Source organism: Streptomyces sp. NPDC054757 (assembly GCF_053612185.1).
Map to the genome: position 1 here is coordinate 1 of NZ_JBSHBW010000017.1, position 11,368 is coordinate 11,368.

Here is an 11,368-nt window from a genome sequence, read left to right on the forward strand (position 1 = left end):
GCGCCAGGAGACTCAGGTCTCCTGGCGCCCCGCACGCGTGGTGGGGCAGGATCCGGTCCGGACCCGGTCAGGTCCGCGACCACTCCGCCCAGCCGGTCACCGCCGGTCTCAGCCCCAGTCCTCGTTGCCGTCCGGAGTGGCGACCACACCGGAACCGGAACCGGACACGGCACTGTCGGCCCGGACGGCCGCCGTCTGCCGGCCGTGGCCCTGCACCGAGTGGACCGCGGTGGCCGCGCCACCGAGAAGCACTCCGGTACCGACAAGGGTGACGAGGGTCCGCTTGGCCGAGGATCTCCAGCTGGGCTGCATGTCTCTTCTTCTCCCGTTGAGTAGGTCAGGGAGGGCGCCCGAACGGTGCGTGCCCCCCGATGAGCAGAACGTTAGGGAGCGGCGGTTTCGGTCCGCTATCAAAGCCGCTTCGCAGGGGCAGGTCCGGCGATATCGGATCTTTAACGTCAAGGTGCGGGGCGGTTTTCCTCCGCACGCGCGGAGGGATTCCGGGCTTCCCCGACGGCCCGGTACGGCCGACACTCAGAACCATGACGCCGCTGACCGCACCCGGCCGGGAGCCGGACACATCCGGAACCGCCGCCACCGGTGAGGCGACGGCCGAGTGCCGTATCTGGTCGCTGCCCCCGCTTTCCCGGCCCGCCGACTGGTTCCGCTTGCTGGACTCCGGCGAACTGGCGCGCTGCTCCGGCTTTCTGCGGGAGCGGGATCTCGCCCGCTTCGTCACCGGCCGGGTCCTCGCCAGGACCGCGCTCGCGCGGCTCTGCGGAACAGAACCGGAAGCGGTACGGCTGCGCACCCGCTGCCCCGGGTGCGGCGGCGCGCACGGCAAACCGCGGGCCCTGGGGGCCGCCGCCCGCTGGGAGTTGTCCCTCACCCACTCCGGCGACGTGGTCGCGCTCGGGGTCACCGACGGGTACCCGCTCGGGCTCGACGTGGAGCGGCTGGACGACCCGCGGCCGGGCCCGACCGGGACCACGACCGGGTCCGAGTCCGAGACCGGGATCGGGAGCGGATCCGGGACCGGGACCGAGACCGCTCTGCCGTGTGATTCCGGCCTGTCCCACGAGTCCGGCCTGTCCCACGAGTCCGGCCTGCCGCCCGGGTACGAGCTGGTGCTCACCGCGGCGGAACGCGCCGCCCTGCTGCGGCTGCCCCGGGAGGAGCGGGCCCGGGGTCTTCTGACGTACTGGACGCGCAAGGAGGCCGTCCTGAAGGCGACCGGCGAGGGGCTGAACACCCCGATGGACAGCTTCACGGTGTCCGCGCCGGACCGCGCCCCCGCCCTGCTCGGCCGGTGCGCGGACCTCCGCCCGCGCACCGCACTGGCCGATCTCGACCTGGGGCCCGGGTACCGGGGCGCGGTCGCCGTCATCGGCGCAGGCGCCGTACGGGTACGGATGCGCCCCGGCACGGAACTGATCGCGCCGCGCCGCTGACCGGGCTCGCTTCTCCTTCGATAACGAAAAGAAAACCCCGCTGGGTAGCTTCCTCTCATCGTGCTCGGCCCCTCCAGCGTGCCGAGCCAGCCGACCAGCGGAGGCATGGCGTGAGGTCAGAGATGTCACCGGTCACCACCGGCCCCCTCACCGAACTGGACCACCGGCTCGCCGAACTGGACAGGTCCCTCATCAGCCTGGCCCGGGAGCGGGTGGAGACCGCGTCCCGGCTCAGGGCCGCACGGCGGACGGCGGGTCTGCGGGAGTTCCAACTGGCCGATGAGAACGATGTGCTGAGTCGGTATCACGAGGCACTCGGCCAGCCGGGTACCGCCATCGCCCTGCACCTGCTCGCCATGAGCCGGGCCGGGCGGAGCCCCTCGGCCCTCGGCCGGTCCGCCGCAGCGGCTGCCTGATGCCTCTGTCGCCCGGGAGCGGGCCGGCTGCCTGCCGGTCCCTGCCGGGCTCACGGCGCTCAACCCCCACGAGAGGAAATTTCACCATGTCCACCTCTGTTTCGGGCTCCGGACGCATCCGGCTGCTGACCGGGCCGTTCCGGCCACGGACGTGGCGGCATGTGCTGTACGCGCTGGTGGCGGTCGGTCCCCTGCTGCTGTTCGTGCTCCCGTACGCCATGAAGTCCACCCAGGGCCACGGAGGCCAGCAGATGGGTGTGCTGGTCCTGCTGGTCATGCTGGTGGTGGTCGCCTTCATCGGGCCCATGGTCGAGCGGCTGCGCGCACAGCTGCTGCTCGGCGAGGACATCGGGCACCGCTCGGGCGTCGGCAGGGTCGGCCGAGGCCTCTTCTTCATGCTGGTCAACCTGCTGGTCAGCTCCCTCTCGTTCGCTCTCGTGGTGGGCTGGTTCATCGTGTCGGCGCGCAATCTGACGTACCCGATCTGGGGCTGGGCGCCCTACCCCGACCCGGCGTGGGGCGGCCCCAGCCCGGCCGGTGCGGTGGCGCTGCACTTCGCGGCGGGTGTGGTGGCCTTCTTCTTCGGCCCGTGGCTGATCATCGCCGTCACCAACTGGCAGGTACGGGTGGCCCGCAGCATCATCGGCAGCGGCTGAACGGGCCCGCCCCAGACGGCTCTGCCGTGCACGGCCCGCCGTACATGGCTCTGCCGTGGACGACTTCGCCGTACATGACTCTGCCGTACACGACTCTGCCCCCGGTGGTCGGTGATCACCGGGGGCAGCGTGCTGTGCCGCTCCTACGCCGCCCCGGCCAGGGTCATCCGGGGCTCGTGGGCGGTGGCCGCGCCGGGCCGGGCGGCGAGGTAGCGCAGTACGGCGAGCACCCTGCGGTTGTCGTGCCCGGTGCAGGGGATGCCGAGCTTGCCGAAGACGGCGGCGGCCCGTTTCTCCACGGTGCCGGGTGACACGTTCAGCCGCTGGGCGATCGCGCTGTTGGTGCGGCCCTGGGCCATCAGCTCCAGTACCTCCAGCTCACGGCGGCTCAGCGCCCCCAGCTCGTCCTGTGCCGTGTCCCCGGCCGCCAGCGAGCCCACGATCCGCGGGTCGACGACCGTGGCGCCCGCCGCCACCCGGGCCACCGTCTCCAGCAGGAACCCGGCGTCGTGGACCCGGTCAAGGAGCAGATACCCCACCCCGGCCCGGCTGCCCGAACCGGCGAACAGCCGGGCGGCGCAGCCGGGTTCGGGCGCAGCCGAGTAGACGAGCAGCCCGCCGAGCGGCCACCGGTGGCCGGCCGCGAGCACCGCCCGGATGCCGTCGTCCGTACGGGCGGACGGCAGGGCGGCGTTCGCGACCAGCACATCGGGCCGGTACGGGCCGGCCAGCGCGCTCAGCCCACCGGCGTCGCCGACGGCCTCCACCTGGTGGCCGCGGTCGGCGAGCACCTGGGCCAGTCCGGCCCGCAGCACGGCGGAGCCCTCGGCGATGACGATGCGCATGGGCGTCGGCCTTCTCTCGGTTCGGTGACGGGCGGCGGGGTATGCCGGGGGGCGTGCGTGCGGCGGGGGCGTGCGGCGGGGGTCAGTCGACGACGTAGCCGTCGGACGGCCGCACCGCCCGCGAACGGCGCAGATCGGTCAGGACGAAGCCGCGCCGCAGCCAGCGGTCCCGTCCGTCGTAGCGCGGCCGGAACGCGGTACGGCCGTGCACGGTGACGCGGTTGTCGACGAGGGCGAGGTCGCCCGGTTCGAGGTAGGCGGTCTGCGCGGTCAGGTCGAAGATCTCCTGGAGCTCGGTGAGCGCGTCGGCGGCCCGTCCGGTGAGCGGCCGGGTGGCCGCGAAGTCGACCCGTACGTCCGGGTCTTCGGGCGCCCCGGTCAGTACAGCGTGCGGGGCGGTGCCTCCTGCGGTGGACCCGAAGGAGGGCGGGGCCGCGGTCCTGAACTCGGGGCTGAACAGGGCCGCGCGGCCGTCCGGTGAGAGCAGCGGGAGCGCCTGCCTGACACAGGCGGTGCGCAGGCCCGCGACCCGTTCGTGGTCCGCCCGCAGGCAGAGCAGCATGACGAAGTCGGGCAGGTGCGGGTGGAAGGCGTTCTCGGTGTGGAAGGTCAGCAGCACGGAGCCCGCGTTGCCCTGGAAGTCCTCCTGCCCCGGGACCGGTACGACGTCCTGGACCAGGGCGCCGCCCTTCTCCGGGCGGAAGGCCGCCGGGTCGCCGAGCCCGGCGGCGATCATCACCAGGACGGCGGCCGAGACGTCCGCCGTGTGCTGCGCCGAGCCTCCGGCGGCGGGGGTGGCGGGCAGCACCGCCTCGTCCACCGGCAGCCCGCGCAGCAGCAGGGAGCCGGTGGGCCCGGAGTCGCGGCGGAAGGCGGCCAGCGGTCTGCGCAGCTCGGACGGGAGGTCAGCCCAGCTGTCGCGGGCCGCGGCCACCCACTCGGGGCTGTCCACCCGGCCTCCTGCGACGGGCGTGAGCCGCCGCGCCGCCTGCTCGATGGCGCGGGCGCGGTCCGGGCCGACGGTGACCGCCGGGGTGGTCGGGCTGGTGTCCAGAATCAGAGTCATGCGTGCGTTTCGCTTCCTGATCAGGCGGCTTGAAGTGCGGTCAGGCGGCTTGAACCGCGGGGTCCGGTCCGGTGAGGGGCGCCACCAGGGGCGCGGCGAGCCGGCGGTAGGCGTGCGGGGAGAGTGCGACCGAGAGGTCGAGCCGGGCGGCGTTGAACCAGATCTCGTCCTGGCCGAGCAGCTCCGGATCGGCCAGGACGGTCAGGTCGGGGTGGAAGGAGAAGGGCATGATCGATCCGCTGACGCAGCCGGTGAGGCGCTCGGCGGTGGCCCGGTCGGCGAAACCGGCCCGTACCCCGCCGGCCACGTCCGCCACGGCCCCCAGATCGACCCTGCGGTCGCCGGGGACCACGGCCAGGACGTACCGGGACTTCTTCCGTCCCAGGGCGACCCGGACCACGAGGGTCTTGGCGGCCCGCCGGAGCGGGTGGCCGCGCAGCAGGCTGGCGGCGTCGGTACGGCCCTCGGGCGGATGGGCCAGGAGCCGGTGCGGAACGCGTCCGGCGGCCAGCAGCTCCATCAGCCGGTCGTGCGCCGTGCCCGCGGCCGGGGAAGCTCCCGGCACGCCCGCCCCGGCCGCACCCGCCCGGCGGAGACGCTGCTCAGGCGGCACGGTCCATCGCCTCCGCGACCGAGCGCGGACGCATGTCGGTCCACTGCTCGTTGATCCAGGCCAGCGCCTCCGCGTGGCCGGACCCGGGCAGAGCCGTCCGCCAGCCGTCCGGCACGTCGGCGAAGGCGGGCCACAGCGAGTGCTGGCCCTCGTCGTTGACGAGTACGAGGTAGCGGCCGTCGGTGTCTTCGAACGGGTTGCTGTTCATCGGGATTTCCTCCACGGTCGGGCCGTTCAGGCGGCGGGTTCGGGTACGGCGGGTCCTGCGGTGCTGAGCGGGTCGACCGCGTCGATCACGTCGGCCGTGTTGATCACGTCGGCCGTGCCGGCCGCATCGCCGTAGATGCCCTGGACCCAGTTGGTCTGGTACACGGTGTCGAGATAGCGCTCGCCCAGGTCGGGCGAGATGGTCACGGCGGTCAGCTCACCGCGGTGCTTCTGATGGGTGCGGTGGGCCTGGTGTGCCTGGCGGGCTTCCAGCCAGGCCGCGGCCCCGGCGACGACGGTGCCGGTGGAGCCGCCGAAGAGGAATCCGCGGGCGGCCAGCCGGTGGCACATCCGGACGGTGTCGCTCTCCGGGACCATCACCACGTCGTCGATGTACGACTCGTCGAGCATCGGCGGGCGTACCCCGGCCCCGAGGCCGGGGATCGACCGGCTGCGCTGGGGCCCGCCGAAGGTGACCGAGCCGACGCTGTCGACGGCCACGATCCGCACCTCGGGCCGGTGTTCGCGGAACCAGCGGGCGCAGCCCATCAGTGTCCCGGTGGTCCCGGCGCCGACGAACAGCACATCGAGACCGGGGAAGCTGCCGGACAGCGGCGGCGCCGTCAGCCGGTAGTGGGCGCCCCAGTTGTCCTGGCTCGTGTACTGGTTGAGCCAGACATACCGCGGGTCGGCCGCGCAGAGCCTGCGGACGTGGGCGAGCCGGGCGCCCAGGAACCCCTCTTCCGGGTCGGGTTCGGTGATGGTGTGGACGCTCGCGCCCAGGGCCTCCATGAGCCGGCGGGCGGCGAGGTTGCAGCGGGAGTCGGTGACGCAGACGAAGCGGTAGCCCTTGCTGGCCGCGATCATGCTCAGCGCGACCCCGAGATTGCCCGACGAGGACTCCACCAGGACCGAGCCCGGGGAGAGCACGCCGTTGCGTTCGGCCGCCTCCACCATGGCGAGAGCGGCTTTGTGTTTGATTGATCCGGCGAAATTGAAACCCTCGCATTTCAGATACAGCGGGATTCCGAGAACCGATCGCAGATTCACATACAGATCGTCCTCGTTGAACTGGTGCGGGGCTGAAATGATCAAAGCCCCTCCTCCCGTCAGCCGTAGCGGCGCATTTCATGGAAGAACCCCTCGACAACGGCGAGTTCACCCGCGTCGCGAATGGTGTCGTGGACGTGTTTGCCGAGCGCCAGGTCCAGCACTCCGAGGCCGAAGGGCGAGAAGATCACCGGGCGGTCCTGCGGCGGGGTCAGCTCACCGGTGAGTACGTCGTAGAGCGTGCCGTCGACGAAGTCCCGGTTCCCGAGCCGCTGTTCGGCCAGGTGCAGGGAGGTGTCGGCCTTGAGGCAGTGCTCCACGTCGTCCACCACGTTGGTCGCCGCGAGCACCACGTCGGGTGACAGGTCGCGCAGCGAGATGTGCAGCACCAGCGGGTTGTGGGCGAACAGGCCGGGGTCGGTGACGTGCGGGGTGCCGGCCACGGTCGCGAAGACGACGAGGTCGCTCTCGCGGATCAGGCTCTCCGCGCTGTCGTGGACGACGGTCTTGCCGTGGTCCGCACCGGAGCCCTCCAGATAGCCGGCGAAGCCCTCCGCGTGCTCACGGGACAGGTCGAAGACGCCGGTCTCGTCGAACTCCCAGCCGGTGCCCGCCAGATAGCCGTGGATGAAGCGGGCGATCAGTCCGGTGCCGAAGAAGCCGACCCGCCGCGGGCGCCGGCGCCCGGCCGTCAGCTTGTCGGCGGCGAGTGCGGCGGAGGCCGCGGTCCGCGCCGCGCTGATGATGGAACTCTCCAGACAGGCCAGCGGGTAGCCGGTGTCGGGGTCGTTGAGGATGAGCACGGCCGACGCCCTGGGCAGCCCCGCCGCGACGTTCTCCGGGAAGCTGGAGATCCACTTGATGCCGTCGGCCCGGACGTCGCCGCCCACCGACGCGGGCAGCGCGATGATGCGGGAGCTGGGGCGGTCGGGGAAGCGCAGGAAGTACGAGGGCGGGTTGACCGTGTCGCCCCGGCCGTGGATGCGGTACGCGGCCTCGATGATGCCGACGGTCTCGCGGTGCCGGCTCTCCAGGACGCGGCTCACGTCGGCGCCGGGGATCACTGCGAAGGAGGGGGTCTGTGACATGGAGGGGTCTCCGTGGCTGGTGGACGGGGCGGGGGGCGTACGGGCGGGTGGGCACGGGCGGATGCACGCGGGCTGTTGTGTACGAGCTGGTGCGTACGCGGGGCTGTGACACGGCGCCGCGATCCGGCGGGTGCGTACGAAGAGGCCGCGTAGGGGTGGAGCCGGGTGCGTACGAAGAGGCCGCGTAGGGGCCGGGGTTCAGGGCAGGACGTGGCCGGCCGGCCGGACCGGGCCGCCCAGGATCACGACGACGTCGCGCTCGCCCTCGTACGCCTCACGGCTGTGCGCCATGCGCAGGTTGTCGACGACCATCAGGTCGCCGGCCAGCCACGGTTCACGCCGGGTGGCCTGCCGGTAGGCGTGGTCGATGGCCGCGATCACCTCGGCGGGGACCGGTGTGCCGTCGCCGTACGCGGTGGTGAACGGCAGCGAGTCCGGGCCGTACACATCGGTGAGGTACTCGCGGATCACCGGGTCGAGGGTCAGTTCGTTGAGGAAGGCGATCTGGTTGAACCAGATCCGCTCGCCGCTCACCGGGTGCCGCAGCACGGCGGCCCTGCGCTGCCTGGTGCGCAGCGCGCTGTCGGGCAGCCACTCGTGGTCGACGGCGGCCTCCGCGCAGTACTTGGCGATCCGCTCGGGGTCGTCGGTGCCGAACGCCTCGGTCCAGGCGACGCCCACCTCGCGGTAGGTGCGGGTGAGCTGCCAGCCGTGCCGGACGAAGGGGGCGACCAGCGCGTCCGGCAGGGCGCGCAGGACCTCGCCCGAGTCCGCGACGGCCGTCGCGCCGCCGGTACGGGGCGCGGTGAGGCAGCCGAACACCGCGCGGGACGGCACATCGGCGCAGTAACTCACCTCGTGGTGCATGCACATGGGCTCGTCCGGCGGCCACTCCGAGGATCCGTAGACCCCTTCGGCGTGGGTGCGCCGGGCGGCGAACCGCTCCTGTTCCCGCATCGGTGCGACACCGAGCGCGGCTGCCGCGGCGGCGACCTGTGCGGCCGAGCCGAGCCCGAGACCGCGTACCAGCACCGCACCGTGCTCGGCGACGGCCCGGCCGACGGTCTCGCGGTGCGCGGCCGCCCACTCCGCGGGGCCGCCTGCGGCGCGCAGGGCGTCGGGGGCGACGGTCAGCACCGCCACGGCGCCGGGCCCGGGTGCCGGGACGGGCTCGTTACGGTGGGCGGGCCCGGGGTGCCCGGTGGGCTCCGCGAGCGGTATGTGGATCTCCGCGACGGATGTCATGAAGCGATCTCTCCCTCGGTACGGGCGGCGAGCCGCCGCTGCAACAGATCAGCCAGATCGGCGAGTACGGGGGTGGCCGCGAGCTCCTTGACCGTGACGAGCCGGTCCAGCGAGATGGCCAGCCGGACGGCGGTCAGCGAGGTGCCGCCCGCCTCGTAGAAGTGCGTGGTGCGGCCGATACGGGAGGGGTCGGCCCTGAGGATCCCCGCCCACAGCCCGGCCAGCCGGCGCTCCATGGCGGTGCGCGGGGTGTACGCGTCCGGCAGGGCCGCACCGGGCGCGCCGCCCCCGTCCGCACCGTCCTGCTCACCGGCGGCCGCCTCCCGGGTCAGCGTCTTCCGGTCGGTCTTGCCATTGGCGGTCAGCGGCAGCGCGTCCCGGCGCTCAAGCCGGGCCGGGACCATGTAGCCGGGCAGCGCCCCGGCGAGCGCAGCCGCCACATCGGCCGGGGCCAGCTCCGCGGGACCGGTGTAGTAGCCGACCAGGTGGCGGCTCTCGGCCGCCCCCGCCACGACCACCGCGCCGTCGCGCACCCCGGCCACCTGGAGCAGCCGGTTCTCGATCTCTCCGAGCTCGATACGGAAGCCGCGGATCTTCAGCTGGGCGTCGCGCCTGCCGTGGAATTCCAGGCGGCCGTCCGGCGCCCAGCGGCCGAAGTCGCCCGAGCGGTAGAGCCGTTCGCCCGGCCGGTACGGGTCGGGCAGGAACGCCGCCCTGCTGCGCTCCTCGTCGTTGACGTATCCGCGCCCCACACAGACCCCGGAGAAGACGATCTCACCGGGCGCGCCCAGCGGCACCGGTCTGAGCCGCTCGTCGACGACGTACACGCGTACGTTGCGCACCGGCCGCCCCAGCGGTACGGAGGGGCCCGACGGGGCGCGCAGCAGCACCTCGTGGTTGGTGTCGTCGCAGGTCTCGGTGAGTCCGTAGGCGTTGACCAGCGGGACTGCGGGGAAGGTGGCGAACCAGCGCTGGGCCAGCTCCTTCTTGAGCGCCTCACCGGTCACCGAGACCCGTCGCAGGGCGGGCAGCGCGGTCCGGTCGCCGTCCAGGAAGGTGAGCAGCACCTCCAGATACGACGGGACCAGCTGGACCACCTCGATGTCCGCTCCCCGCAGTGTCTCCACGAAGCGGGCGGGGTCGAGCAGCGCCTCCTGTTCCACCAGGTGCGTGGTGCCGCCGGTGGTCAGGGCCGCCACCAGCTGCCAGAGCGAGATGTCGAAGCACTGGGGGGCGGTCTGCGCGACCGTGGTGCCCTCGGTGATACCGAGGTCGGCGGTCTTGGCGAGCAGGTGGTTGGTGAATCCGGCGTGCTCGCACATGGCGCCCTTGGGCTCGCCGGTGGAGCCCGATGTGAAGTAGATGTAGGCCAGTTGGTCCGCGCGCACCGGGATCAGGGGGTCGTGGTCGGCGAGCCCTTCGGGCAGCGCGTCGACGAGGCTGACGTCGGGGCCGCCCGCCGTGCCCGACGGGCCCTCCGCAGGGGCGGTGAGGGCGGCCAGCGCGGTGTCCAGCGAGGGACAGGCGCCATGAGCGGTGAGCACATACCGGCAGTCGCTGCGGCGCAGTACGGTCTCGATCCTGGCGGCCGGGAAGTGCGGCTCGACGGGCAGATACACCCCGCCCGCCTTGAGTACGCCGAGCACGGCGGCCGCCCAGCCGAAGTCGCGTTCGGTGACGACGGCCACCACGTCCTCGTCGCGCAGTCCCCGCAGCCGCAGCTGCCGGGCGATCCGGTTGGCGTGCCGGTTCAGCTCCCCGTAAGTGAGGCGTTGCCCGCCCCGCACCAGGGCGGTGTCACCGGGCCGCAGCCGGGCGCGCTCCTCGAAGAGCTGATGGCAGCGCAGGTCGGGCAGCGGCTCGTCGGGCCCGGCGAACTCCTCGGTCTGGGTGCGGACTTCGTCGTCCGAGAGCAGGGTGCGGTCCTGGTGGGCGCTGTCCGGACGGGCGGTGAGTCCGTCCAGCGCGGCCAGGTAGTAGCCGCCGACACGGGCCGCGGCCCCGGCGTCGAGGGTGTCCGTGCGGTGGCGCAGGACCAGCTCGCGCCCGTCGGTGGCGACCGCGAGGTTCACGCCCTGCGGCAGATCCGCGGCCAGGGCCGCCGGGTCCTCGGCGACCAGCGTGTCGAACAGGCTGGGTGCGGTGTCGGGTGCGTGCGCGGCGTGCCGCACCACGGACCGCCGGGTGCGCTCCGCCGCTGCGGCCAGCCCGGCCCAGCTGCCGTCCTGGACGCTCACCCGGGCGGCCAGCGGTGCGCCGCCGGCGGGCAGGTAGCCGCTGACCGTGTCGGGTTCGCCGGTCAGCGCGGCCAGCACCTTGGCGTGCGCGGCCAGCAGCAGGGCCGGCGTGACACCGGGGGCGGGCAGGGCCGTGCGGTGCGTGGCCGTACCGCCGGGGGCGCCGGGTCCCGTCGGTGTCCAGCGCGGCAGCGGGGTGCGGCCGACCGCGTCCAGGACCGCGTCCCAGTAACTCCGGCCTGCCACGGCGCCGTATTCCCCTGCGTCGTCCATCACGAGTGCCGCCTCCACGGAAGGTCCGTCAATGCCGTGAGCCCTCAGCCGACTTCACGTCTTCGCGGACGACACTAAGCAGCCGTCTTATCGGCGGAATATCGCTTTCCTTCTCGCGCCGGAACAGCCGGAACAGGACAGCGGAAGGCGGTGTGTACGGCCCCCCGAAAGGGCCGCACACACCGCCTTTTGGCGCTGTTCGTCAGCGCGCCGTCAGCTCT

The 11,368-nt window shown here is 73.0% G+C and carries 12 protein-coding genes; 3 read left to right on the forward strand and 9 right to left on the reverse strand.

The window, feature by feature from the left end:
• Positions 1-108: 108 nt before the first annotated feature.
• Positions 109-312 carry a hypothetical protein gene (locus tag ACWGKJ_RS20405; protein WP_385017102.1) on the reverse strand — a complete coding sequence of 68 codons (204 nt, stop codon included), beginning with the start codon at positions 310-312 and terminating at the stop codon, positions 109-111.
• A 230-nt stretch (positions 313-542) separates the two neighbouring features.
• Between ACWGKJ_RS20405 and ACWGKJ_RS20410 the strand changes: the two genes are divergently transcribed.
• The 3 genes from ACWGKJ_RS20410 to ACWGKJ_RS20420 all read left to right on the forward strand — a co-directional run bounded on the left by ACWGKJ_RS20410 (position 543) and on the right by ACWGKJ_RS20420 (position 2,523).
• The gene (locus tag ACWGKJ_RS20410) at positions 543-1,451 is read left to right on the forward strand and encodes a 4'-phosphopantetheinyl transferase family protein (RefSeq protein WP_385017105.1); all 909 of its coding nucleotides are present in this window, start codon (positions 543-545) and stop codon (positions 1,449-1,451) included.
• 110 nt (positions 1,452-1,561) lie between these two features.
• Positions 1,562-1,867: a chorismate mutase family protein gene (locus ACWGKJ_RS20415; protein WP_385017108.1), complete on the forward strand. Its 306-nt coding sequence runs from the start codon at positions 1,562-1,564 to the stop codon at positions 1,865-1,867.
• An 86-nt stretch (positions 1,868-1,953) separates the two neighbouring features.
• Positions 1,954-2,523, forward strand: a complete 570-nt coding sequence (locus ACWGKJ_RS20420; protein ID WP_385017110.1) for a sensor domain-containing protein — start codon at positions 1,954-1,956, stop codon at positions 2,521-2,523.
• A gap of 143 nt (positions 2,524-2,666) precedes the next feature.
• Here ACWGKJ_RS20420 and ACWGKJ_RS20425 read toward each other — a convergent pair whose 3' ends face one another.
• The 8 genes from ACWGKJ_RS20425 to ACWGKJ_RS20460 form a co-directional block, all read right to left on the reverse strand.
• Positions 2,667-3,368 carry a DNA-binding response regulator gene (locus ACWGKJ_RS20425; RefSeq protein WP_385017112.1) on the reverse strand — a complete coding sequence of 234 codons (702 nt, stop codon included), beginning with the start codon at positions 3,366-3,368 and terminating at the stop codon, positions 2,667-2,669.
• Positions 3,369-3,450: 82 nt separating this feature from the next.
• Positions 3,451-4,434: a TauD/TfdA family dioxygenase gene (locus tag ACWGKJ_RS20430; RefSeq protein ID WP_385017117.1), complete on the reverse strand. Its 984-nt coding sequence runs from the start codon at positions 4,432-4,434 to the stop codon at positions 3,451-3,453.
• 40 nt (positions 4,435-4,474) lie between these two features.
• A complete protein-coding gene (locus ACWGKJ_RS20435; protein ID WP_385017119.1) occupies positions 4,475-5,047 on the reverse strand; it encodes a YbaK/EbsC family protein in 573 nt (190 codons plus the stop codon).
• Complete coding sequence (locus tag ACWGKJ_RS20440; protein ID WP_385017121.1) at positions 5,037-5,255, reverse strand: MbtH family protein; 219 nt, start codon at positions 5,253-5,255, stop codon at positions 5,037-5,039. Before ACWGKJ_RS20440 ends, ACWGKJ_RS20435 begins: the two co-directional genes overlap by 11 nt.
• A gap of 26 nt (positions 5,256-5,281) precedes the next feature.
• On the reverse strand, positions 5,282-6,349 hold the full coding sequence (gene sbnA / locus ACWGKJ_RS20445) for a 2,3-diaminopropionate biosynthesis protein SbnA (RefSeq protein WP_385017124.1): 1,068 nt from the start codon (positions 6,347-6,349) through the stop codon (positions 5,282-5,284).
• 14 nt (positions 6,350-6,363) lie between these two features.
• Entirely contained in the window at positions 6,364-7,392 is a 1,029-nt protein-coding gene (sbnB, locus tag ACWGKJ_RS20450; protein WP_385017126.1) for a 2,3-diaminopropionate biosynthesis protein SbnB, read from the reverse strand.
• A 198-nt stretch (positions 7,393-7,590) separates the two neighbouring features.
• The gene (locus tag ACWGKJ_RS20455) at positions 7,591-8,637 is read right to left on the reverse strand and encodes a TauD/TfdA family dioxygenase (protein WP_385017129.1); all 1,047 of its coding nucleotides are present in this window, start codon (positions 8,635-8,637) and stop codon (positions 7,591-7,593) included.
• A complete protein-coding gene (locus ACWGKJ_RS20460; RefSeq protein ID WP_385017132.1) occupies positions 8,634-11,147 on the reverse strand; it encodes a non-ribosomal peptide synthetase in 2,514 nt (837 codons plus the stop codon). The genes ACWGKJ_RS20455 and ACWGKJ_RS20460 overlap by 4 nt, the downstream gene beginning before the upstream one ends.
• Between the last annotated feature and the right edge of the window lie 221 nt (positions 11,148-11,368).